21 protein-coding genes and 1 tRNA gene are annotated in these 23153 nt (G+C 59.3%); 11 read left to right on the plus strand and 11 right to left on the minus strand.

Annotated features, from left to right (window positions below; genetic code table 11):
- The first annotated feature begins 130 nt into the window (after nucleotides 1–130).
- From ABIE59_RS10015 to ABIE59_RS10025, 3 genes are all read left to right on the plus strand, one after another.
- Complete coding sequence (locus tag ABIE59_RS10015) at nucleotides 131–1708, plus strand: OpgD/OpgG family glucan biosynthesis protein (RefSeq protein ID WP_354446526.1); 1578 nt, start codon at nucleotides 131–133, stop codon at nucleotides 1706–1708.
- Nucleotides 1708–3276, plus strand: a complete 1569-nt coding sequence (locus ABIE59_RS10020) for a sulfatase (RefSeq protein ID WP_354446528.1) — start codon at nucleotides 1708–1710, stop codon at nucleotides 3274–3276. The genes ABIE59_RS10015 and ABIE59_RS10020 overlap by 1 nt, the downstream gene beginning before the upstream one ends.
- A 153-nt stretch (nucleotides 3277–3429) precedes the next feature.
- Nucleotides 3430–3885 carry an Hsp20/alpha crystallin family protein gene (locus tag ABIE59_RS10025; RefSeq protein WP_354446530.1) on the plus strand — a complete coding sequence of 152 codons (456 nt, stop codon included), beginning with the start codon at nucleotides 3430–3432 and terminating at the stop codon, nucleotides 3883–3885.
- 20 nt (nucleotides 3886–3905) lie between these two features.
- On the opposite strand, the gene ABIE59_RS10030 is transcribed toward ABIE59_RS10025, so the two are convergent.
- From ABIE59_RS10030 to ABIE59_RS10065, 8 genes are all read right to left on the minus strand, one after another.
- Entirely contained in the window at nucleotides 3906–4223 is a 318-nt protein-coding gene (locus ABIE59_RS10030; RefSeq protein ID WP_354446532.1) for a PA4642 family protein, read from the minus strand.
- Between the two features lie 109 nt (nucleotides 4224–4332).
- Nucleotides 4333–5166 carry a flagellar motor protein MotB gene (locus ABIE59_RS10035; protein ID WP_354446534.1) on the minus strand — a complete coding sequence of 278 codons (834 nt, stop codon included), beginning with the start codon at nucleotides 5164–5166 and terminating at the stop codon, nucleotides 4333–4335.
- Between the two features lie 3 nt (nucleotides 5167–5169).
- Nucleotides 5170–5943, minus strand: a complete 774-nt coding sequence (locus ABIE59_RS10040) for a motility protein A (protein WP_354446536.1) — start codon at nucleotides 5941–5943, stop codon at nucleotides 5170–5172.
- Nucleotides 5944–5978: 35 nt separating this feature from the next.
- On the minus strand, nucleotides 5979–6806 hold the full coding sequence (aroE, locus tag ABIE59_RS10045; RefSeq protein ID WP_354446538.1) for a shikimate dehydrogenase: 828 nt from the start codon (nucleotides 6804–6806) through the stop codon (nucleotides 5979–5981).
- Nucleotides 6796–7725 (minus strand): oxygen-dependent coproporphyrinogen oxidase, encoded by a 930-nt coding sequence (gene hemF, locus ABIE59_RS10050; protein WP_354446540.1) that lies wholly within the window; start codon nucleotides 7723–7725, stop codon nucleotides 6796–6798. The genes aroE and hemF overlap by 11 nt, the downstream gene beginning before the upstream one ends.
- 8 nt (nucleotides 7726–7733) lie before the next feature.
- Nucleotides 7734–8306 (minus strand): L-threonylcarbamoyladenylate synthase type 1 TsaC, encoded by a 573-nt coding sequence (gene tsaC / locus ABIE59_RS10055; protein ID WP_502915343.1) that lies wholly within the window; start codon nucleotides 8304–8306, stop codon nucleotides 7734–7736.
- 46 nt (nucleotides 8307–8352) lie between these two features.
- The gene (dprA, locus tag ABIE59_RS10060; protein WP_354446542.1) at nucleotides 8353–9498 is read right to left on the minus strand and encodes a DNA-processing protein DprA; all 1146 of its coding nucleotides are present in this window, start codon (nucleotides 9496–9498) and stop codon (nucleotides 8353–8355) included.
- Nucleotides 9499–9582: 84 nt separating this feature from the next.
- Nucleotides 9583–10599, minus strand: a complete 1017-nt coding sequence (locus tag ABIE59_RS10065; protein WP_354446544.1) for a LysM peptidoglycan-binding domain-containing protein — start codon at nucleotides 10597–10599, stop codon at nucleotides 9583–9585.
- 296 nt (nucleotides 10600–10895) lie between these two features.
- Here ABIE59_RS10065 and def point away from each other — a divergent pair, with 296 nt between their 5' ends.
- The 8 genes from def (at nucleotide 10896) to hsdR (ending at nucleotide 22045) form a co-directional block, all read left to right on the plus strand.
- The gene (def, locus tag ABIE59_RS10070) at nucleotides 10896–11402 is read left to right on the plus strand and encodes a peptide deformylase (RefSeq protein WP_354446572.1); all 507 of its coding nucleotides are present in this window, start codon (nucleotides 10896–10898) and stop codon (nucleotides 11400–11402) included.
- Between the two features lie 80 nt (nucleotides 11403–11482).
- A complete protein-coding gene (fmt, locus tag ABIE59_RS10075; RefSeq protein ID WP_354446546.1) occupies nucleotides 11483–12418 on the plus strand; it encodes a methionyl-tRNA formyltransferase in 936 nt (311 codons plus the stop codon).
- A 2-nt stretch (nucleotides 12419–12420) separates the two neighbouring features.
- Complete coding sequence (gene rsmB / locus ABIE59_RS10080) at nucleotides 12421–13722, plus strand: 16S rRNA (cytosine(967)-C(5))-methyltransferase RsmB (protein WP_354446548.1); 1302 nt, start codon at nucleotides 12421–12423, stop codon at nucleotides 13720–13722.
- Nucleotides 13719–15122, plus strand: a complete 1404-nt coding sequence (trkA, locus tag ABIE59_RS10085; RefSeq protein WP_354446550.1) for a Trk system potassium transporter TrkA — start codon at nucleotides 13719–13721, stop codon at nucleotides 15120–15122. Before rsmB ends, trkA begins: the two co-directional genes overlap by 4 nt.
- Before the next feature lie 135 nt (nucleotides 15123–15257).
- Nucleotides 15258–16280 carry a glycine--tRNA ligase subunit alpha gene (gene glyQ, locus ABIE59_RS10090; RefSeq protein ID WP_502915344.1) on the plus strand — a complete coding sequence of 341 codons (1023 nt, stop codon included), beginning with the start codon at nucleotides 15258–15260 and terminating at the stop codon, nucleotides 16278–16280.
- A 2-nt stretch (nucleotides 16281–16282) separates the two neighbouring features.
- Nucleotides 16283–18364: a glycine--tRNA ligase subunit beta gene (glyS, locus tag ABIE59_RS10095; RefSeq protein ID WP_354446552.1), complete on the plus strand. Its 2082-nt coding sequence runs from the start codon at nucleotides 16283–16285 to the stop codon at nucleotides 18362–18364.
- 87 nt (nucleotides 18365–18451) lie between these two features.
- A tRNA-Pro gene (locus tag ABIE59_RS10100) sits at nucleotides 18452–18528 on the plus strand.
- Nucleotides 18529–18655: 127 nt separating this feature from the next.
- Complete coding sequence (gene hsdR, locus ABIE59_RS10105; RefSeq protein ID WP_354446554.1) at nucleotides 18656–22045, plus strand: type I restriction-modification system endonuclease; 3390 nt, start codon at nucleotides 18656–18658, stop codon at nucleotides 22043–22045.
- Nucleotides 22046–22063: 18 nt separating this feature from the next.
- Here hsdR and ABIE59_RS10110 read toward each other — a convergent pair whose 3' ends face one another.
- From ABIE59_RS10110 to ABIE59_RS10120, 3 genes are all read right to left on the minus strand, one after another.
- A complete protein-coding gene (locus ABIE59_RS10110; RefSeq protein ID WP_354446556.1) occupies nucleotides 22064–22324 on the minus strand; it encodes a bacteriocin immunity protein in 261 nt (86 codons plus the stop codon).
- 8 nt (nucleotides 22325–22332) lie between these two features.
- A complete protein-coding gene (locus ABIE59_RS10115) occupies nucleotides 22333–22575 on the minus strand; it encodes an Imm74 family immunity protein (protein ID WP_354446558.1) in 243 nt (80 codons plus the stop codon).
- Nucleotides 22572–23153 (minus strand): S-type pyocin domain-containing protein (locus tag ABIE59_RS10120; protein WP_354446560.1); only part of this gene is annotated, 582 nt, incomplete at its 5' end. The genes ABIE59_RS10120 and ABIE59_RS10115, both read right to left, overlap by 4 nt.

Raw genomic sequence — 23153 nt, forward strand, 5'->3', positions numbered from 1 at the left:
CACTGCATCTTAAGGCCTGGCAGGCTGAACCAGACTCTCCCTGGGGCGCTGCGCTTGCCCGTCTGAGCCTGAACCTGGGCCCGATACAAATCGCGACCCACGCCCACAGAACCCAACCGGAGCACTCCCCATGGATCGGCGTCGCCTCCTGAAATTCGGCCTGGCCCTGGCAGCCGGTGTCCCCCTTTCGCTGTCTGGCACCGGGCGCGCACTGGCCAGCCTCGCCGGCTCAGACGGGCAGGATTTCAGTGCCCGCTGGCTCCGGGAACACGCCCGGGCACTGGCAGCCAAACCGTACCGCGCGCCCCAGAAACCCTTGCCCCCAAGACTGCAATCCCTGGACTGGGACCAATATCAGGCCATACGTTACCGGCCAGACCAGGCACTATGGCGCCACCGGGACAGTGCGTTTCAGCTGCAATTCTTTCATCTGGGGCTGTTCTTCCAGGAGCCTGTGCACTTTTATGAGGTGGCCGATGGCAAGGCCCACGCCTTGCCCTACCAGAACGAAAACTTCGACTATGGCGGCAGTGACGTTTTTGATGATCTGCCGGATAGCCTCGGCTACGCCGGATTCCGGGTGCACTTCCACCAGGACTTCAGCCGGGACATCGCAGCGTTTCTGGGAGCCAGCTACTTTCGGGCGGTGGGCGAGTCCCGCCAGTACGGCCTGTCCGCCCGCGGCCTGGCTGTCAATACCGGGCTGCCACAGCCAGAGGAATTCCCCCGCTTCACCACCTTCTGGCTTGAGCGCCCTGGCGAGGGCGACCTGTCACTGACTGTCCATGCCCTGCTGGATTCTCCCAGTGTAACCGGCGCCTACCGGTTTGTGATTCATCCTGGTGCCAACCTGACCATGGATGTGGAAGCCACCATTTACCCCCGCAAAACGCTGGAGCGCTTTGGTCTGGCGCCGCTCACCAGCATGTACCAGACCGGCGAGAATGATCGGCGCATGGCCAATGACTGGCGCCCGGAAATCCACGATTCCGATGGCCTGGCGATATGGACCGGCAATGGCGAGCGGATCTGGCGCCCCCTGACCAATCCGCAGCAACTGACGGTCAGCCACTTTGTTGATAACCAGCCCCGGGGATTTGGCCTTCTGCAACGGGATCGGGATTTCAGTAACTATCAGGACGACGGCGTATTCTACGACCAGCGCCCCAGTTTGTGGGTAACTCCGAGAGATGACTGGGGCAAGGGCGCAGTGCTATTGGTGGAAATTCCGACGCTGGACGAAACCTTCGACAACATCGTCGCGTTCTGGAACCCGGCTGAACCCTGGCAACCGGGTGAAGCCTATCCCGTCAGCTACCGGCTCAGCTGGGGCGAAACCATGCCGGACCAGAACCCGGAACTGGGAACCGTTGTGGCCACGCGCACCGGGATTGGTGGCGTTATCGGTCAGCCCAGAACCTATTTCTCCCGGCGCTTTGCGGTGGATTTTGCTGGCGGAAGCCTGTCGATGATGGACCGTCATGCGGGCGTTGAAGCAGTGGTGAGTGCTAGCCGGGGCAAGGTGGAACTGGTATCGGCCAGGCCGCTGCACGCCATCAATGGCTTCCGCGCCATGTTCGATCTGGTGCCGGATGACGACACCAGCCCGATAGACCTGCGCCTGTACCTTAGACTAGGTCCCCAGGCGCTGACTGAAACCTGGCTTTACCAGTACACGCCACCACCGCCGGAGGCTCGTTCACTCTGATGCTGGCCGCCTTTGTATTGCTCAACGGGCTGTTGCTGCTGCCCGCCCTGGCACTTCCGGGCCCGGCGCCATGGCTGGCGCTCGAAGCGCTGGTTATCTGGTGGCTGTTGCATCAACTGCCGAACCAACGTCATCGGCTGGCACTGGTGATTTCCGCCGTCTACGCCCTGCTGGTCTGGCTGATTGTAGCCGATGCGCTGGTCCGTCAGAGCCTGGGACGGGGTCTGAACCTGTATCTGGAATTGGGTTTGCTGGATGCCGCCTGGCATCTGCTCCGGACCAACCTGGGAATTCCGGGCGCCGTGCTGGTTGTTATCGCACTGATCTTTGCAGCAGTCCTGGTGGCCTGGCTGTTTCGCTGGCTCGGACTCCATCTCGCGCGAACGCTGCCGTTACGAGGGCGGGCCCTCGGGCTCAGCGCCACAGCATTGGTAACGCTGGCCATGCTGACCCCTTGGGTGGGGAGCCCCGCCCTGGCTTTCGTCGCCAATCAGGGATCCTTGATCAAACACACGCATCAGGCCACCTCGGCCTTTCGTGCGGGCCTGGAACAACAACCAACCGCCACCCGGCAACCCCAGGCACTGCCGGGCCTGGCCAATACTGACGTGGTATTAGCCTTCGTGGAATCCTATGGTATCTCCGGGCTCATCGACGAACGCTACCGGCCGGTGTTGGGCCCCCGGTTGGCCACCTTGGCCGAACAGCTTGATAACGCCGGCCTGACCGTCGCCACCGGCCGCCTGAAAGCGCCCATCCAGGGCGGGCAATCCTGGCTCGGTCATCTATCTGTGCTCAGCGGGCAGTGGATCAACACCCAGATTGCCTATGAAGCACTGCTGAGCAGCAACTACGCCACGCTGATTGATGACTTCCGGGTGACCGGGCACCAGACCATGGCGGTTATGCCTGCCATCACCCGTGAGTGGCCCGAAGGCCAGCTGTTTGGCTATCACCGCATTTATGATCGAGATGCGCTCGGTTACCAGGGGCCAGCGTTCAACTGGGTGACCATGCCGGATCAGTTCACCTGGCACCGCTTCGAACAGCTGCGACAGGCAACACCATCCCCGATATTTGCGGAGCTGGCACTGATCAGCAGCCATGCACCCTGGGTACCGATACTTCCGGTACTGGATGACTGGGACAGTGTTGGCGACGGCCAGGTTTTCCAGCAGTGGGAGGGTGCTGGCGAAGCGCCCGCCTCGCTCTGGCGAGACCCGGAGCGGGTTCGAGAGCACTACATCCGCGCCATCGATTACGCCCTGGCGGTTGCAGGAGACTACGCCGCACGCTACCTGGCCGACGAGACCCTGCTGTTCATACTGGGTGATCACCAGCCGGCACCGCTCATCACCGGAGACGATGCCAGCAGAGACGTGATCATTCACGTAATCAGCCGCAGCCCGGCTCTGGTGAGCCCCTTCCTCAACGGAGACCTGCCAGGGTTCCGGCCAGGCACCCTGCCGGATGAGCACACCGATGGCGCCCCCATGAGCCGATTTAGGGCCTTTCTGCTGGCGCAGTTTGGCGAACCCGGAGCGCCCTTGATGCAGGTCAAAAAGTAACCATAGGGTTACTTGAAAAGGTACCGGGCGAACCTATATTCGTGAATAGCACAAGTTCACGGAGTCCATCCGGCTGGCGCCACCGGCATGGAGCTGTTCCGCGAGCGAAGCTGAAGACAATCTCAGATTCGACATCGTAAAGGAGGAGTTCCCATGAGCAACCTTACCCGCTGGAATCCAATCAGCGAATTCGACGACCTGATGAACCGTTACAACCGGATGTTTGGGCTGGCACGCACCAGTGGCGAACGGGAAGGTAAAGACCTGTTCAGCCGCAGCGACTGGGCCCCGGCCGTGGATATCAAGGAGACGGCCGACGCCTTTACCGTGGAAGCCGAGTTACCCGGCATGAACAAAGATGACGTGAAAGTAACGGTGCACGATGGCGTGCTCACCATTCAGGGCGAGCGCAAGCACGAGGAGGAAACCAGTGACAAGAAACACCACCGCATTGAGCGGGTCTATGGCAGCTTCCTGCGCCGCTTCACGTTGCCAGACAACGTCGACGAGAGCAGCGTCAAGGCCAGCTTCAAGGACGGCCTGCTGACCTTGAACATTCAGAAGGCGGAACCCAAAGAGCCCAAAGCCATCGAAGTAGAAGTGCAGTAAGGCGATGTTCGGGCCGGGGCTCAGTTCCCGGCCGTTGCCTTTTGTTTTGCGCCGGCTTTTTCCAGAGCCTGAGCGTAATCACCGCTACGACCGTGCTGTGACACCCGATCCAGAATGGTCTCTCCGCGCTCATCTTCGGCGTTCAGATCGCGGCCGGCTCCGACAAAAAACGCTATGAAGCGCTCGAAATCACCAGCTCGCATGGACTCATAGGCGCGGGTCAGCACAAAGTGATCCGGGTTCAGGTTCTTGTCCCAGGGCGACAGGTCAAGAAAGCTTTTAACCCGCTCGTCACTCCACTCTTCTCCAATAACCTTCGGTTTATCTGGTCCGCTCATGCTGAAAACTCCCGTTATCTGCGCAGTTACAAACCGCACAGTATAAGGCTTTGAATCTGCATCACTTATATGAATGCACTATGAGAATCTGCATTCAGAGCATAAGCAATCAGGGTAAAATTTCCACCGGCAAATCTCGGGTAGGGACAGCGGCGTCACACTCCGGGTTACGAACAGCAATTTCGACCCGGCGGTTAACCGCGCGGTTTTCAGCGCTATCGTTGGGCACCAGAGGGCGAGTTTCTGCACGGCCGGCCGCCACCACACGATCTGCCGGAATCTGGCGGTCCAGGACCAGCTCGTGCACCACAGATACGGCGCGGGCCGCAGACAAATCCCAGTTAGATCGGTACACGCCGCTGGAAATAGGCACATTGTCGGTGTGGCCTGATACCACGACGTCGCCGGTACATGAGGCCAGAACCTCAACAACACGTTCAATAATCGGAATCATACCGGGCATGATGGCAGCATCGCCGGAACGGAAGGTGGCCTCCTCGGAGAACCGTATTACCACCTGATCTTCGTCGTAGTTGACATGCAAGGTGTCCGCAGCCACCTCGGCTTCCAGTTCCTGGATCAGTCGGCCGGCGAGGTCCAGGACGCCACCGGGAATCTGCCGGGTCTCCGAACGCTCGGTTCGCTCGTCAATGAATTCTGGCTGTTCCTGCAGGTTTTCAGATGGCTCTGGCAGCGATACGGTATCGGCTTCGATCAGGGTCAGGGGAGTACCACCGATGTCTTCGGCCACCACATTGCTGGAACCAAACGCCAGAGACATGGAGTTCGCCATGGCCCGGTATTTCTCGATATCCATCTCGGCAAATGACAGCAGCAGGATAAAAAACGTCAGCAACAGGGTTGCCAGATCCGCGAAGGTGACAATCCAGTCGGGCGTGCGCTTTTTCAGGGCGTTTTTCTTTAATGGCCGCGCCGGTTGCAAACCTCAGGCCTCCCGCTCCGGTTCCAGGTTGGTCCGGTGTTCCGGTGTGACATAAGACGACAGCAGCTCGGTCATCACCCGGGGGTTTTCGCCGCGCATAATGCTCTTGATGGAGGTGATGATGAGCATCTGGTTGCGGGAATCGTCTTCCGCCTTGAGTTGCAGCTTGTCGGCCAGGGGCAGGGCGATCAGTTGGGCGATGAAGGCACCATACAAGGTGGTCAACAGGGCGATGGCCATGGCAGGGCCAATAGAGGAGGGATCATCCAGGGTATTGAGCATTTGCACCAGCCCCACCAACGTCCCCAGCATACCGATAGCCGGCGCGGATTCTCCAATACCCCGGAACACCCTCTCGGCTACTTCATAACGTTCGGTGGTTTGCTGGGTTTCCTGAAGCAGGGCTTCTTCCACCAACTCCGGTGGATGGCCATCCACACACAGGTTGATGGCTTTTTGCAGGAACTCGTCGTCGGTCTCGTGGTTTTCCAGGCCCAGGACACCTTCTTTGCGGACCACCCGGGCCAGTACCCCCACCTCCCGGATCAGCTCTGCTGGCCGTGGCAGCCGATCAGTAAAGGCGGTGCGCATGGCAAGCTTGAAGGCGCTGACCACCGACGGCATCCGGAACTTGATCAACGTCACCGCAAAGGTGCCACCCAGCACGATCGCCAGCCCGGGCAGGTTCAGGAAGGTGAGTACGGTGGCGTTGGCCAGCATCGCCAGAACCACAATCAGGATTCCGGCAAGCAATCCGACAAGCGTAAGAATGTCCATGAACAACCCTTATGAAACGGCCGGAACCCGCGGCCTCAATCGGTTCGCAATTCTTCGATGACCGATGCGGTCTCGGGGCGCACACCCCGCCACACAAAAAACGACTCTGCAGCCTGTTCCACCAGCATCCCCAGGCCGTCAAATACCCGATGGGCACCGTGATCCAGGGCCCACTGGTTGAAGGTGGTGGTCTGCAAAGAATACATCATGTCGTACACCACGGTAGCCGGCCCGATCACATTTGCCGATAGCGGTGGCAAATCACCCTGCAGGCTGGCGCTGGTGCCGTTGATGATCAGATCAAACGGTTGATCCGGCGACTCGAAACCACAGGCATTTACGACCGTTGCGCCGGCGTCTCTGGCAAACAGCCTGATCAGTGCCTCGGCCTTGGCCACCGTTCGGTTGGCAATGGTCAGCGCGGCCGGCTGTTCGGCCAGTATCGGGCCCACCACTCCCCGAACGGCACCACCTGCACCCAGCACCAGAACCCGGAGGCCTTTCAGCGACACGCCATGATTGGCCTGCAAGTCACGAACAATACCCACGCCGTCTGTGTTATCGGCCACCAGCTCGTTTTCTTGATTCAGGTAAAGGGTATTCGCCGCTCCAGCTTTCTCTGCCCTGGGCGTGCGGTGGTCCGCCAGGGTCCAGGCCTGCTCCTTGAACGGCACCGTCACATTCAGGCCCTTGCCGCCCCGCTCGAAAAAGTGCCTCACGGTACCGGAAAACTCATCCATCGGAGCCTGAATGGCGGTGTACTCCACCGGCTCACCCGTCTGGCTGGCAAACAGGCTGTGAATCCTGGGGGACTTGCTGTGGCTGATGGGGTTGCCCACCACCGCGTAGAGTTCATTGGTCATTGGCGCCCTCCAGCCAGTTGCGGCCCGTCAGGAAGTAGTCTGTCAGCCTGGCTTCCTCGCTGCCGGGCTTTGGCTGCCGGTCATAATCCCAGCGCACCAGCGGTGGCAGCGACATCAGAATGGACTCCGTGCGGCCGCCGGATTGCAGGCCAAACAGGGTGCCCCGGTCATACACCAGGTTGAACTCCACATAGCGCCCGCGGCGGTAGAGCTGGAACTCCCGTTCCCGCTCGCCCCAGGGCTGGGCCATCCGGCGCCGCACAATCGGCTCGTAGGCTTCTATGTAACTGTCGCCCACCGCCTGCATAAAGGCAAAGTCCCGGGCAAAATCACCGGTGTTGAGGTCATCAAAGAACAGGCCACCGACGCCCCGGGGCTCCTGCCGGTGTTTCAGGTAGAAATAGTCATCACACCATTGCTTGAACCGGGGATAAACGTCATCCCCAAACGGGGCGCAGGCGTTGCGTGCGGTCTGGTGCCAGTGCACGCAGTCTTCCTCGTTGCCATAGTAGGGCGTGAGGTCATAGCCACCACCAAACCAGTAGACCGGCTCGGCATCTTTCGGGGTAGCAATGAAAAACCGCACGTTGGCGTGGGAAGTCGGCACGTAGGGATTTTCCGGATGAATCACCAGAGACACGCCCATGGCCTGCCAGGGAGCACCCGCCAGGTGAGGCCGGTGCGCGGTGGCCGAGGCTGGCATGGTGTCGCCCATCACGTGGGAGAAATTCACACCGCCCTTCTCGATCACCTTGCCATCGCTTATTACCCGGCTGACGCCACCGCCACCCTCCGGGCGCTGCCAACTGTCGCGGATAAACGTGGCGCCGCCATCAACCGCCTCCAGCCGCTGGCAAATGCGTTCCTGGAGCCCCAGTAAATAGTCTTTGACGGCTTCGGAATCCGGCTGCTGTGACATGCAATCTCCTAACGAAACTGTTTACCGGTGACAATATCAATGATTCGGCTGGGCTTGCGGTTACCACCCAAAGCGCCGGGCACAATGCGATCCAGCTGATCACCAAAGTAGCGGCGTACCTGCCAGATGCTGCGGGCCGGCGCCCGGCCGGCAGGGTTGCAGGACGTGGACACCAGCGGCATACCGGTGGCATCGCACAGCGCCCGGACAACCGGATGATCACTGACCCGCACCGCAATCGTGCTGTGCTTACCGCGCACCCAGTCCGGGATCTGTTCAAGCACATCCGGCACCAGGCAGGTAATCGGGCCCGGCCAGTGCTGCTCGGCTTCCCATTGCAGTACCCGGGGCAGAGGATCAAGCAGAAAACGAACCTGATCAATAGACGCAGCCACCAGAATCATGCCCTTGTGCATCGGGCGCTGCTTTAATTCGAGGATGCGCTCAACCGCCTCGCGGTTCCAGGGATCACACCCCAGCCCCCAGACGGCCTCCGTGGGATAGGCAATAACACCACCGGCCAGAACGGTGCGGCGGGCACAGTGGAGTTGCCATGAATGCAAGGGAGACATCGCTGACATAGAGAGATTGTATTATCCGGTTGATCGAACCCAAATAATGCACTGATCAGCCCGCCCTCAGATAACCACCGGGAGCGGAATTTGCCAGCCCTTCCAGCTCCAACAGCAGTAAAGACTGCATCAGCTGATCCGCTGGCAGGCCCGTGGCCTGGCTCAGTGCATCGGTAGATTGTGGATCATACCCCAAAGCCTCGAGCACCGCGATTTCCCGACTATCCAACCCGGACAAATCCTGCTCTGCAGGGCCGGTTTGATCACATTCCGATGCGGGCTGCATCGACCACCAGGTGCCCAGCTCCTCAAGCACGTCGTCGGCGGTCTCCACCAGCCGCGCGCCCTGTTTGATCAACTGGTGACAGCCCCGAGCCACCGGACTGTGCACCGAGCCGGGAATGGCGAACACCTCGCGCCCCTGTTCCAGCGCGGTTCTTGCGGTAATCAAAGAGCCGCTGCGGAGGCTGGCCTCAACCACCAGCACACCGCGGCTCAGGCCACTGATAATCCGGTTCCGTTGCGGAAAATGGGCGGCCCGGGCCTGTGTGCCGGGCGGGTATTCCGAGACAATAAGCCCCTGCTCAATGATACGCCCGGCCAGCTTGCGGTGTTGCGCGGGATATAACCGGTCGAGACCACAGCCCACCACGGCGATGGTCGGAAAACCGGCATCCAGAGCGCCGGCGTGGGCGGCACCATCAATACCCAACGCCAGGCCACTGGTGATCAAAAGCCCACGCCGGCTCAGTTCGGCGGCAAACTGCCGGGCATGCTCCAGGCCGGCCCGGGTGGCATTGCGACTGCCGACAACACCAAGCTGGTCTTTGTGCAGCAAGTGGAGATCACCTCGGCCATACAGCAGTAACGGAGCATTATGTGTATGCCGGAGGGCATCAGGGTAGGTGGCTTCACCATAGCCCATCAGGAAGATGCCGGACGCCCGGCAGGCCGAGCGTATGCGGCCCGCCTCTACCAGCACCGGGTGCCCGGAGTCGCCCGCCTGCCAGGCTATCACCGCTTCAATCGCCTCGGCGGCCAGGCCCAGGGCTTTCAGGGTGGCGGCATTCATGTCGAGAATATCGGTCAGTTGTTCGGTATTGGCGAGGATGCGCTCACGCAGGCGCAGGCCAAACCGTGGCAAAAGAGACAACAGCAGCCAGCGGTCGCTGGCCGATTGCAGACAGGTAGGTGCAGACATCTTTTTCATCCTTGAAAACGACAATGGCCGGGCACTCCGGCCCGGCCATTCTATCTCATTAAAGACGAGCCCATACAGGGGTGATCAGGGGTTCTTGACCCGATCACCCACCGCCAGCGGGCGAGTCGCCTGAAGAATCAGGCCATAACTCATCTTCTCGTAAGACTGGAAAACCATCAGCAGGCCAGCACGCTCGGACGGCAGCTCAATGGTTTCACCGGTAACCGGGTCGCGGACCAGGTTACCGCTCTTCATCACCGCCAGCACGTGGCCCGGCATCAGGCCTTCACGCTCGCCACGGTTGATGGCCACCACGTTGTACTGGCCAATCTGGTTAACACCACCATCCACAGAAATCATCCGGCCCTCAATCTCCTCATCCGGAGAGCTGGGCACAAAGTTGGTGGTCAGCCGGCGGTCTTCGTTGACCAGCAAACGGTCACCGATGCGCACTTCCTCGCTGGAACGGGTCAGGGTCATCGTCAGCACATCGCCGTTTTCAGCGGTGATGTTGCCCCGGGCAATGCTGCGTGCTTCCAGCCCCAGGAATTCGCCGGTTTCAGGATCCACAAACTCTTTGCTGCGACGGAATACGCCAACCCGATCGGCCGGCTTCTGGCCCCGGGCATAGACCCGGTCACCGGCGCCGGTGATGATGCGACCATCTTCACCCTCCAGCACGTAGGGTGCACCGTTAATTTCAGCCGGGGAAACAATGCGGGTGTCGGTCAGGAAGCTGCTGATCGCATCCAGCGGGATGGCGGGAATCGGAGTATCGATCGCTTCCGAGCGGATTTGCGGTGACAGCTTGATGACATCGCTGGTGGATACCTTGGTGATCCGGGGTTTGCCGTCAATATACACAAGCGCCAGGCGATCACCCGGATAAATCAGGTGGGGGTTGGCAACCTGCGGATTAACGTGCCAGATTTCCGGCCAGTACCAGGGGTTGTTCAGGAAGCGAGCTGAAATGTCCCAGAGGGTATCCCCTTTGACGACAGTGTAACGCTCAGGATGATCAGACCGGAGCTCTGGTTGTGCCTGGGCCCAGGAAGTAAACAGCAGCGCCGTCGCTGCCAGAGCGTACAACAATTTCCTCATTGTCTATATCCTTGATCGCGTGCCTTGAATCTTTGCGTTGGGTAACGTCGCAGCGGTATCCCCGCAGCTTATTACGTTGTTATTCCCGTTACTATAGAAGATGTTCGGGTATTTGTGATGTTATCTTTTGTTCTTCCAGTAAATTCTTCCGTCTGCCTGAAAGATTTTAACTATTAACTGATCAGTTTGTACTCAATCGACAATTTATCGGATAATAGCGTTATTCCGTTCTCCTCATCATAGATTCGTGGAGAAAATTTGCGCAGACCGCCGTCGCATTTCAGAGAACCCAAAGCATTATGATTTTAGAGATTCTTGAGTATCCGGACCCGCGCCTTCGCACCATCGCCAAGCCGGTGGAAGAAGTGACCGACGACATCCGCAAGCTGATCGACGACATGTTCGAGACCATGTACGATGCCCCGGGTATTGGCCTGGCTGCTACCCAGGTCAATGTGCACAAACAAATCATCGTTATGGACCTGTCCGAAGACAAAAGCGAGCCCCGAGTGTTCATCAACCCGAAGGTGGAAGTGCTGGATGGCGAACTGGAAGCCATGCAGGAAGGCTGCCTGTCGGTACCCGGCTTTTATGAAGATGTGAAACGCATCGAGCACTGTCGGATTACCGCCAAGGACCGTAACGGTGAAGAATTCGTGCTTGAGGCTACCGGCCTGCTGGCGGTGTGCATCCAGCATGAAATGGACCACCTGAACGGCAAACTGTTCGTGGATTATCTCAGCTCGCTCAAGCGTAACCGCATTCGAAAGAAGCTGGAAAAGCTCCAAAAGCAAAGCGCCTGAGGCGTGAACAGCACAGAACCGAATTCAGACCGGGTTACGACCCGGTTTTTTCGTATCAACGACACAGAGAACTAACCACCGTGCGCATTGTTTTTGCCGGAACGCCGGATTTTGCCGCCACTGCCCTCAACGCATTGATTGAAGCCGGTTACACCGTGGTTGGCGTTTACAGCCAGCCAGATCGCCCCGCCGGGCGTGGCCGTAAACTGATGCCCAGCCCTGTCAAACAGGTCGCCCTGGACGCCGGCATTCCTGTGTTCCAACCGGTCAGCCTGAAACCGGAAGACGCACAGCAGGAACTTGCCGCGTTAAAGCCAGATGTAATGGTTGTGGCCGCCTACGGCCTGATCCTGCCCAAAGCCGTTCTGGACATCCCTACCCACGGCTGCCTGAACATTCACGCCTCCCTGCTGCCGCGCTGGCGAGGTGCTGCCCCGATCCAGCGGGCCATCGCCGCCGGCGACGCCGAAACCGGCATCACCATCATGCAAATGGACGAAGGCCTGGATACCGGCAATATGCTGCTGAAAATCACCACGCCGATCCACGCCGACGACACCGGCGGTGCACTGCACGACCGCCTGGCGGACATGGGTGGCAAAGCCATTGTTGAAGCCCTCGAGCAACTGACAAATGGTGAACTGTCCCCGGAGCCTCAGAACGACGCCAACGCCAGCTACGCCCACAAGCTATCCAAAGAAGAGGGCCACATCGACTGGTCCCGCAGCGCCCTTGAAATCGAGCGGCTGATCCGCGCCTTCAACCCCTGGCCCGGCACCTTTGCCGATCTGGGCGAGCAGCGTATCCGCCTTCATCAGGCCACCGCACTGGCTCAGAGCAGCGACAGGGTGCCAGGCACCGTGATCCGTCGCGAGAGAGAAGGCGTTGAAGTCGCCTGCGGCACCGGCACCCTGAAGATTACATCGGTGCAGTTACCCGGCAGCAAGGCCCAGAGCATCAACGACCTGATCAACGGCGGCAAGCAGGTGCTGCTGCCCGGACAGGAGCTGAGGTGATCATGGCGCATCAGCCCCTGCCATTTCGAGCGGTCGCCGCCAAGGTATTGCTGGCGGTAGAGAGCGGCCAGTCATTGTCCCAATGCCTGCCGCTGGCTTTGAATCAGTTGCCGCCGGAACAACGGCCGCAACTGCAGGCAATCTGCTACGGCACTTGCCGCTGGTTTCACCGGCTTGAGGGTGAGCTGAATCAGCGCCTGAGGAAACCTCTGCGCAAGCCGGAACGGGTGGTTCACCAGCTGATGCTGGTGGCGCTGTTCCAACTTAGATTCAGCGAACAGGCCACCTACGCGGTGCTGAACGAAACCGTGGAAGCCTGCCGGGCTCTGGACAAACCGCACCTCACCGGCCTGGTCAACGGCGTATTGCGTGCGGCCGAAAGGGAAGGGGCAACGGAACCAAACGACGACAGCAGCCGCTATAGCCATCCGGCGTGGATGGTGGAAAAGCTGCGCCACAACTGGCCGGATAACTGGCAGACCATTCTGGACGCCAATAACCAGCAGGCACCCATGACATTGCGGGTCAACGCCCTGCGCTTCAGCCGCGACGAGTACCTGGGGCTGCTCTCTGAGGCGGGCATTGAGGCCAAACCAACCCGTTTCGCCCCCCATGGCATTCAGCTTGAACGCCCGGTACCGGTCGACCGCCTGCCCTGGTTCGACGATGGCGGCGCCAGCGTTCAGGACGAAGCCGCCCAACTGTGCACCACCCTGCTGGATCTGGCACCGGGACAACGAGTACTGGATGCTTGCGCAGCCCCGGGCGGCAAGACCTGCGCCATTCTGGAAGCCTGTAGCGGACTGAAAGAAGTGGTCGCCATCGACGAATCCGCCGAACGCCTTCCCCGGGTACAGGAAAACCTCGATCGGCTCGATCTTCACGCCATTCTGAAACAGGCCGATGCCGCCGATATCGAAAGCTGGTGGGATGGTGACCAGTTCGACCGAATCCTGCTGGATGTGCCCTGCAGTGCCACCGGTGTGATTCGACGGCACCCGGACATCAAACTGCTGCGCCGTGAATCCGACATCGTTCCCCTGGCCAGCATTCAACTTGGCCTGCTGGACGCCATGTGGTCTATCCTGAAACCCGGTGGGAGACTGGTGTACGCCACCTGTTCCGTGTTTCCGCAGGAGAACCACCGTATAATCCACCGATTCCTGAAACAACAGGCTCAGGCAAAGCTGATCAACATCAACGCGGACTGGGGCAAGGATATGACCACCGGACGCCAGTTACTGCCGGACCCCAACAGCCATGACGGCTTCTTTTATGCCGTGCTGGAGAAAACTGAACTATGAAAATCATGATTCTCGGTGCGGGCCAGGTAGGCGGCACCCTGGCAGAGAACCTCGCCAACGAAGCCAACGACATCACGGTGATCGACAGCGACAGCGCCCGTCTTCGTGAGCTTCAGGACCGGCTCGATATCCGTACCATGCACGGCAGTGCCTCTTACCCCACGGTACTGCGCCAGGCCGGAGCCGAAGACGCAGACATGGTGATCGCGGTGACCAACAGCGATGAAACCAACATGGTGGCCTGTCAGGTGTCCAAACTGCTTTACAAGACACCCACCACCATCTGCCGGGTGCGGGCGAATGCCTACCTGGCCAAATCCGAGCTGTTTTACCGCCGGGATATGGACAAAGACCTGGACAGCCTCCGGGGCTTTCCCATCGACGTGCTGATCAGCCCGGAGCACCTGGTGACAAAGCACATTACCCGGCTGATCGAATACCCGGGCACACTCCAGGTGCTCGAATTTTCCAAGGGACTGGTCCGGTTGGTGGCCATTCGCGCTACCAAAGGCGGGCCACTGGTAGGCCATGAGCTATCGTACCTGCGCACCCACATGCCCAAAATCGATACCCGGGTGGCCGCCATTTTCCGGAAAGACCGCGCCATCATGCCCCAGGGTGACACGGTTATCGAAGACGGCGATGAGGTGTTCTTCATTGCTGCCTCGGACCATATCCGTTCGGTGATGAGCGAACTGCAGCCCCAGTCCAAGCCCTACAAACGTATCTTTATCTGTGGCGGCGGCAACATCGGCTATCGCCTGGCTAACACCCTGGAGAGCCGTTACCAGGTCAAGATCCTGGAGCGTGACCACGACCGCTGTGTGATGCTGTCCGAACGCCTGCGCAAAACCGTGGTACTGGAAGGCAACGCCGCCAATAAAGATATCCTGCTGGAAGAGAACATCGAAAACACCGATGTGTTCTGCGCCGTGACCAACGACGACGAAGCCAACATCATGGCGTCCCTGCTGGCCAAGCGCCTGGGGGCCCGCAAGGTGCTGACCCTGATCAACAACCCGGATTACGTGGATCTGATCCAGGGCGGCGATATCGATGTCGCCATCTCGCCACAGCAGACCACCATCGGCAGCCTGCTTACCCACGTGCGCCGGGGCGATGTGGTTAATGTTCACTCTCTGCGCCGGGGCGCCGCAGAGGCCATCGAGGCCATCGCCCACGGTGATCACCGGTCATCCAAAGTAGTGGGCAAGCGCCTGGACGAAATCAATCTGCCCCCGGGCACCACCATTGGCGCCATTGTTCGTCACAACGAGGTGCTGATTGCCCACGACCACCTTCGAGTTCAGCCCGATGACCACGTGATCCTGTTCCTGGTGGATAAAACCCGTATCCGGGATGTGGAAAAGCTGTTCCAGGTGGGCCTCACCTTCTTCTGATTGATCTCAAGCAAAACAACACCCTGGCTGGCACTTAGAAATGCAACGCCAGCCAGCGTATAATGCGCGTTTTCAAATTTTGGAGTGTCCCGGAAACCCGGGCGCCACACACAGACTGACCAGCAGGCAAACGTCGTGACAGACAAGGCAACCAACAACTCCGCGCCGGACATCAAGACCTTCCAGGGTCTGATCCTGGCACTGCAGAATTTCTGGGCGCAGCACGGCTGCGTGGTTCTCCAGCCCCTCGACATGGAAGTGGGCGCCGGTACTTTCCACCCGGCCACCTTCCTGCGTTCCATCGGCCCGGAGACCTGGAACTCAGCCTATGTGCAGCCCAGCCGCCGCCCAACGGATGGCCGCTACGGCGAGAACCCGAACCGCCTGCAGCACTACTATCAGTTCCAGGTGGTTCTGAAGCCATCGCCGGACAACATCCAGGAGCTGTACCTGGATTCCCTGCGCGCCCTGGGCCTGGACCCGCTGGTACACGACATCCGTTTTGTTGAAGACAACTGGGAATCCCCCACGCTCGGCGCCTGGGGTCTGGGTTGGGAAATCTGGCTGAACGGCATGGAAGTGACCCAGTTCACCTACTTCCAGCAAGTGGGCGGCCTGGAATGCTATCCGGTCACCGGCGAGCTGACCTACGGCCTTGAGCGTATCGCCATGTACCTGCAGGGCGTCGACAGCGTGTACGACCTGGTGTGGACCAAGGGCCCAGACGGCGTGGTCACCTATGGCGACGTGTTCCATCAGAACGAAGTTGAGCAATCCACCTACAACTTCGAACACGCCGACACCGAGTTCCTGTTCCACAGCTTCGACGTCTATGAGCGGGAAAGCGCCCGCCTGATCGACGCCGGGCTGCCACTGCCTGCCTACGAACAGGTTCTGAAAGCCTCTCACACCTTCAACCTGCTGGACGCCCGCCACGCCATTTCCGTGACCGAGCGCCAGCGTTTCATCCTGCGTGTACGCACCCTGGCACGCTCCGTTGCCCAGGCCTACTTCGAAAGCCGCCGCAAGCTGGGCTTCCCGCTGGCCCCCGAGCATCTTCGCAAGGAAGTGCTGGCGGCCGCCGAGGCTGCTGACGCCAAGGCCAACAAGAAGGGCAAGAAAGCCAACAAGGCACCGCAGGAACAGGGGAACGCATAATCATGGCAACACAGGATTTTCTGGTCGAACTGGGCACCGAAGAGCTGCCTCCGAAAGCCCTCAAACCGCTGTCTGATGCCTTTACCCAGGGCATTGCCAAGGGCCTGGAAGAGGCCGGCGTGGCATTTGGTAAAGTGGAAGCCTTCGCAGCACCCCGTCGCCTCGCGGTGCGCATTCGCGACCTGGCCGATGCCCAGCCCGACAAGCCGGTAGAGAAGCGCGGCCCGGCAGTAAAAGCTGCCTTTGATGACGCCGGCAACCCGACCCGGGCCCTGACCGGCTTTGCCACCTCCTTGGGCATTACTCCGGACCAGCTCGACACCCTGGAAACCGACAAGGGGGCCTGGCTGGTGTACCGCACCGTGGAGCAGGGCAAAGCCACCGTTGAGCTGATGCCCGAGCTGGTGGAGAAATCCCTGGCCGCGCTGCCGATTCCCAAGCGCATGCGCTGGGGAGCCCACAAAACCGAATTCGTGCGCCCGGTACACTGGCTGATCCTGCTGTACGGCAACAAGGTGATCGACACCCCGGTAATGAACCTGAAGCCCGGCAACAAAACCCGTGGCCACCGCTTCCATTGCCCGAAAGAGCTGATCGTGCCAACACCGGCCGATTACGAAGTGGTACTGAAGCAGGAAGGCTACGTGCTGGCCGACTTCGCCGAGCGCCGTGAACAGATCCGCCAGGGCGTTACCCAACTGGCGGAAAAAGAAGCCGGTGGCAAAGCCGTGATCGACGAAGACCTGCTGGATGAAGTCACTGCCTTGAACGAATGGCCGGTACCGCTGATGGGCCGCTTCGAGAAACGCTTCCTGGACGTACCCGCCGAGGCGCTGATCTCCTCCATGAAGGAGCACCAGAAATACTTCCACGTGGTGGATACCAACAACCAGATGCTGCCGCTATTCATCACCGTAGCCAACCTGGAAAGCAAAGATCCCTCACAGGTGATTTCCGGTAACGAGAAAGTGATTCGCCCACGCCTGTCCGACGCGGCCTTCTTCTATGAAACCGACCGCAAGACCAAACTGGAAGACCGCATCGAGGCCCTCAAGCCCATCGTGTTCCAGGACAAACTCGGCAGCCTTTACGACAAATCCGTGCGGGTGGCTGCGCTGGCGAAGAAGATCGCCGACGCCATCAACAGCGACCCGGCCCTAGCCGAGCGCGCCGCCATGCTGGCCAAGACCGACCTGGTCACCGAAATGGTGCTGGAGTTCACCGATCTGCAGGGCATCATGGGCCAGTACTACGCCAGCAACGACGGCGAACACGCCGACGTGGCCAAGGCCCTGAACGAGCAGTACATGCCGCGCTTTGCCGGCGACGACCTGCCCACCACCCTGACCGGCTGCGCCGTGGCCATCGCCGATCGCATCGACTCCCTGGTGGGCCTGTTCGGCATCAACCAGCCGCCTTCCGGAACCCGTGACCCGTTTGCCCTGCGCCGGGCCTCCCTGGGTGTGCTGCGGATCATCATCGAACGCCAGCTGCCGCTGGACCTGCAAACCGTGTGTGAGTGGGCCGAGCAGAACTTCACCGTGCTGACCGAGCAGAACACCGCCAGCACCGTGGTGGACTACATGCTCGAGCGCTTCCGTGCCCACTACGACGAGCAGGGCATCGGCGCCGAAGTTTACCTGGCCGTGCACGCCCGCCGCCCAACCCGCCCGCTGGACTTCGACCGCCGGGTGAAGGCCGTAGAAGCCTTCCGCCAGCTGCCGGAAGCCCTGGCCCTGGCCGGCGCCAACAAGCGGGTGTCCAACATCCTCACCAAGCAGGGTGGCGACAGCATCGGTGAAACGGTGGATAACGCACTGCTGCAGGATACCGCCGAGAAGACCCTGGCCGCGAAGGTAGAAGAGCAGGCGCAGGAAGTGCTGCCGCTGTTCGAGCAGGGCGACTACGCCAGCGCACTGACCTCCCTGGCCAGCCTGCGCGAGCCGGTAGACACCTTTTTTGACGACGTGATGGTGATGGCAGACGACGAAGCCGTGCGCAACAACCGCCTGGCACTGCTCAACCGCCTGCGCAACCTGTTCCTGCGAGTAGCCGATATATCCCTGCTGCCAACGGCCAGCTAAGGGACCGCTCCGCAGTTATACGGATAAATTTCCCCAGGGACGGGGGTAGTAAAACGGCCGGCAATCCGTATAATACCGGCCGTTGATCGGCGTGTAGCGCAGCTTGGTAGCGCACTTCGTTCGGGACGAAGGGGTCGGAGGTTCGAATCCTCTCACGCCGACCATTTTCCCTCCTGTTTTGTATTTCCCAAAATTGACTCCTTACCGGTTCCACCACCGGAAGCGTCTGAGTTTCTGTATCCTTGATAAGTCTGCTAATGTTCTGCCGTACGACTGTCGCGGAGGGATACATTGAACAAGGCAACGGAATTCAAGTCCGGCAACTTTTCGTTTTTGTCAGAGCACGATTCCTTATTCGTGGAACTGGCCGAATCCGCCGAACGTGCCTTCGCCAGTGACCCTAACACCACTCTGATCAAACTCCGGCAGCTGGGTGAAGCCCTGGCCCAGCATCTGGCCGCGCTCTCCGGTATTGAGTTTGACGAACAAACCAGCCAGTCCGAACTGCTCTATCGCCTGAACCGGGAATTGCGGCTGGAACCGCAGATCAAAGAGCTGTTCCACATCCTGCGTATCGAGGGCAATAAGGCCACCCATCAGTTTCGCACCCAGCACAAAGAAGCGATGGATGGCCTGAGAGTGGCGCGGGCTCTGGCCATCTGGTTTCACCGTTCTTTTGGTAAAGCCGGTGCTAGCTTCAAACCCGGCCCCTTTGTACCGCCCGCAGACCCCAGCGCCCAGTTACGCCAGCTCCAGAGCGATATCGAAAAACTCCGCCACGATCTGCAACATGCCAACATGGAGCTGGACAGCAGCCAGCAGCTCAGCCAGCTGATCGAGAAAGAGAAAGCCGAGTACGAAGCCCTGGCCGTGGCCATGGACGAAGAATCCCGCGCTTTGGCCGAGCAGGCCCGCCAGCACGAACAGGCCCTGAGCCAACAGCAACAGGCCTACGAGCAAAAGATCAAAGCACTGCAACAACAGCTCGCGGAGCAGGGCGAACAAACCGTTAATCAGCAGCGCCAGCAGGTGGCTAAACAGACCAAAGCCGCCACCGACACCCTGGTACTGAACGAAGAACTCACCCGCATCCTCATCGACCAGCAACTGCAGGAAGCAGGCTGGGAAGCCGACAGCCAGGACATCACCTTCCAGAAAGGCGCCCGCCCGGAGAAAGGCACCTATCGTGCAATCGCCGAATGGCCCACCAACCAAAACGGTGAAAAGGGCAGGGCCGATTACGTGCTGTTTTTCGGGCTTACGCCCATCGCAGTAGTAGAAGCCAAGAAAGAGAACACCAACGTGGCCGGCAAAATCCGCCAGGCCGAGCGCTACAGCAAGGGCTTCAAAGTGGAAGCTCCGTTAGTGGGTGCCTGGGAGTTGATGGGCCGCACCATCGCCTGGCCTGCAGACGAAAGTGGCCATTACCACGTGCCCTTCGTGTATTCCTGCAACGGCCGGCCCTATGTCCCGCAACTGGCGGAGCAGTCCGGCACCTGGTTCCGGGACGTGCGCGAGCCCAGCAACCTGCGCCGGGCACTGCCGCAGTTCCACACCCCCGGCGGCCTGCTGGATTTGCTGGAAAGGGACAAGGAAAACGCTGAAAAACTGTTGAAGGCAGAGCCCTTCGGCTACCTGAAACTTCGGGACTATCAACAGAACGCCATTGTCGCCACTGAACACGCCCTGGGCCAGCAGGCCATCGATGCCTTCAACGAAGCACCGCTGGAGCAGAACCACACCCTCAGCAAGATCTACAACGTCGCCGAACTGGGCGATATAGCCGCTGAGGCGGAAACCCGCATCCAGGTGGCCACTGTGCAGGCCATGGTCAAACGCATCTTTATGAGCGATGAGCCACCGCCCATCGACCAGTTCGACTGCATCATCATCGATGAAGCCCACCGGGGTTACACCCTGGACCAGGAAATGACCGATGGCGAACTGGCCCTGCGGGACACCAACCAGTACCTGTCCAGCTACCGCCGGGTGCTGGACTATTTCGATGCCGTGAAAATCGGCCTGACCGCAACACCGGCCAAACACACCAGCGAGATCTTCGGTAAACCGGTGTACACCTACTCCTACCGGGAAGCGGTGGCCGACGACTGGCTGATCGACCACGAACCGCCCATCCGCTACGAAACCCTCCTTACACAGAACGGCATTACCTTTGAGAAGGGCAAACCGGTCGAAGTCATCAACCGCCAGACCGGAGAAGTGGACACCACCGAGCTGGAAGACGAACTCAGCTTCGAGGTGGACGCCTTCAACCGCCGGGTGATCAACGAGAATTTCAACCGGGTGATCTGCGAACAGCTGGTGCAGGAGCTGGACCCGTTCGGCGATGAAAAAACCATGATCTTCTGCGCCACCGACCTGCACGCCGATATGGTCAAACGCCTTTTGGACGATGCCTTCAAGGATCTCTACAACGGCCAGTACAACGAAGCCGCCGTCGCCAAGATCACCGGCCAGAGCGACAAGGTGGAGCAGCTCATTCGCCGCTACAAGAACGAGCGCTACCCCAACATTGCCATTACTGTGGACCTGCTGACCACCGGCATCGACGTGCCGCGCATCTGCAACCTGGTGTTCATGCGCCGGATACGCTCACGCATCCTGTACGAACAGATGATTGGCCGCGCCACCCGCCGCTGCGATGACATCGGCAAAACCGTGTTCCGCATCTACGACCCGGTGGACATCTACGCCGCCCTGCAGGATGTAAACACCATGAAGCCCCTGGTGAAAGACCCCAACATCACCCTGGAGCAACTGGTCGACGAACTCACCGACGACGAGCAACTGGAAAAAGCCCTCAACAGCCCCGGCGAAGTTCCCGACGAAAGCCAGGCCGACGTGGTACTCAGCCAGCTCAGCCAGAAGCTTATGCGGGTGCTGCGCAAGGCCGACAACAAAGCCGAAAACCGCCCGGAACTGAAACAGAAACTGGACGAACTGCACCAGAGCTGGGGCGTGGAACCCAGATCCCTGCACACCCACCTGCACCAGCTCGGCCCCCGCCAAGCCTCTGAGTTCATCAAGCAGCACAGCGGCCTGCTGAGCCAGTTAGCAGAGGTGAAATCCTTGGTCGGCAGCGAATATATGCCGCTGATTTCCGACCACGAAGACGAAATCCGCGAACGTATCCAGAGCTACGGTGTACACGACAAGCCGGAAGACTACCTGGACAGCTTCAACGAGTTCATCAAACAGCAACTCAACCAGTCCGCCGCGCTCACAGTCGTGGTCAACAAACCCCGGGACCTGACCCGGGAACAGCTTCGGGAAGTAAAACTGCTGCTGGACAACCACGGCTACTCCGAAGCCCGCCTGCAAAGCGCCGTGCGCAACCAGACCAACAAAGACATCGCCGCCAGCATCATCGGCTACATCCGCCGCGCTGCGCTGGGCGAGCCGCTGATTCCCTTCGAACAGCGCGTGGCCGAGGCCATGGACCGCATCCTCACCCAGCACAACTGGACCCCGAACCAGCGCAAATGGCTGGAACGCCTGGCCAAGCAACTGGTGCACGAAGTCATCATCGACCGGGAGTTTGTGAACCACCGCTTTGCCGATGATGGCGGAGCCAAGCAGATGGACAAGGTGCTGGGGGCGCAGCTGGATACAGTGCTGGATGAGTTGAATGAAGCTATGTGGCCGGAGCGGAGTGCGTAGCCATGCTAGCCAACAGCATCACTCCGCAGATTTAAAACCAGGCAACCCGCTCTGAGCACGCCATTGCTCAACAATTTCGACAATACGCTCTGGCGTTGAATCCTCTGGATTCTCCGGATAAAAAATCAGGTCAGAACCAGCTGGGTGCCCGGAAACAGCATTAAAGTGTTCTAAAAGACGATCTTGGTGCTCATCAGACCCTTCTACTTCGGAAATGGTTACCACTAACGCCATAAACTCATTTCTGGTGTAGTTTTGTAATTGATTCTTTGGGTCCATAGGAGAAATTATTCAATTTCCAAAGTGTGGCCGCCTTGCTTGAATTCTTGCTGAATATCTTTAATCACTTCTTCTACCTCATCCTTAGTCAATGCGTCATGGTCATTTGGAGAGTCCCATGCTTTGATCTCATTTTTGAATATTGCAAAACCCATTTTGTCATTCGGCGGGAAGAACATTTCGCCAGGCACAGTAATTTTCCGCCCTTTTATTTCAACCCGTATGTGGCCGCGTGAAACTTCCAAGATCATTGTTTATCCCTCACAAATATTTCCGTCTCTACCTTAGTGACAGGGTCAATCGTAATGATTCTGTCGACATTTGGATTATTAATTAATGCGGGCAACTCGGCTGTTTCCCATACATTTCCTGGCCGTAGATTTCTTCCAATTACTGCCCGAACTGTACCCGAAACTCCTTTCGCATAATCTGCAGAGATAGCCTTCCATGCTTGTACAACTTCTGGGTTACCAGTATCCCACGTCGGCATATGGATGTGTCGCTCCTCTATAAGCGCTTCCAATGTTGTGCCCTTGTTCTCAGTCGCAATTTTGCGCGCAACAGACTCTCCCCCCACTCCATCCGTTCTACCTGACCAGAAAAACGCTGTATTTGGTTTAGTTTCAACCGGATAAGTCAGATTAATTTTCTTTGCAACCCTCTCCCCGCCGCTTCCAGACGCCTTCTGAAAAACCAGATACAACGGCTCAATCCCACTATCCTTCGGAAAACTCACGATCAGCTCAACCTGATCCTCAAAGGGCCGCTGATAGCCCGGCGGCGAATGTTCCTGGCCATCCTCCTGGATGGGCGTCACCAGAATGCTGTA

This window comes from Marinobacter sp. MBR-99 (genome assembly GCF_040547575.1).
Taxonomy (GTDB): Bacteria; Pseudomonadota; Gammaproteobacteria; order Pseudomonadales; family Oleiphilaceae; genus Marinobacter.

What these genes read in the sequence shown, in the direction of transcription:
- ABIE59_RS10030 (WP_354446532.1), bottom strand. Translation starts at nt 4,223, where the DNA reads ATGAGCGGACCAGATAAACCGAAGGTTATTGGAGAAGAGTGGAGTGAC.
- hemF (WP_354446540.1), bottom strand. Translation starts at nt 7,725, where the DNA reads ATGTCACAGCAGCCGGATTCCGAAGCCGTCAAAGACTATTTACTGGGG.
- ABIE59_RS10015 (WP_354446526.1), top strand. Translation starts at nt 131, where the DNA reads ATGGATCGGCGTCGCCTCCTGAAATTCGGCCTGGCCCTGGCAGCCGGT.
- ABIE59_RS10065 (WP_354446544.1), bottom strand. Translation starts at nt 10,599, where the DNA reads ATGAGGAAATTGTTGTACGCTCTGGCAGCGACGGCGCTGCTGTTTACT.
- ABIE59_RS10020 (WP_354446528.1), top strand. Translation starts at nt 1,708, where the DNA reads ATGCTGGCCGCCTTTGTATTGCTCAACGGGCTGTTGCTGCTGCCCGCC.
- ABIE59_RS10110 (WP_354446556.1), bottom strand. Translation starts at nt 22,324, where the DNA reads ATGGACCCAAAGAATCAATTACAAAACTACACCAGAAATGAGTTTATG.
- glyS (WP_354446552.1), top strand. Translation starts at nt 16,283, where the DNA reads ATGGCAACACAGGATTTTCTGGTCGAACTGGGCACCGAAGAGCTGCCT.
- dprA (WP_354446542.1), bottom strand. Translation starts at nt 9,498, where the DNA reads ATGTCTGCACCTACCTGTCTGCAATCGGCCAGCGACCGCTGGCTGCTG.
- ABIE59_RS10025 (WP_354446530.1), top strand. Translation starts at nt 3,430, where the DNA reads ATGAGCAACCTTACCCGCTGGAATCCAATCAGCGAATTCGACGACCTG.
- trkA (WP_354446550.1), top strand. Translation starts at nt 13,719, where the DNA reads ATGAAAATCATGATTCTCGGTGCGGGCCAGGTAGGCGGCACCCTGGCA.
- rsmB (WP_354446548.1), top strand. Translation starts at nt 12,421, where the DNA reads ATGGCGCATCAGCCCCTGCCATTTCGAGCGGTCGCCGCCAAGGTATTG.
- ABIE59_RS10115 (WP_354446558.1), bottom strand. Translation starts at nt 22,575, where the DNA reads ATGATCTTGGAAGTTTCACGCGGCCACATACGGGTTGAAATAAAAGGG.
- ABIE59_RS10040 (WP_354446536.1), bottom strand. Translation starts at nt 5,943, where the DNA reads ATGGACATTCTTACGCTTGTCGGATTGCTTGCCGGAATCCTGATTGTG.
- tsaC (WP_502915343.1), bottom strand. Translation starts at nt 8,306, where the DNA reads ATGTCAGCGATGTCTCCCTTGCATTCATGGCAACTCCACTGTGCCCGC.
- aroE (WP_354446538.1), bottom strand. Translation starts at nt 6,806, where the DNA reads ATGACCAATGAACTCTACGCGGTGGTGGGCAACCCCATCAGCCACAGC.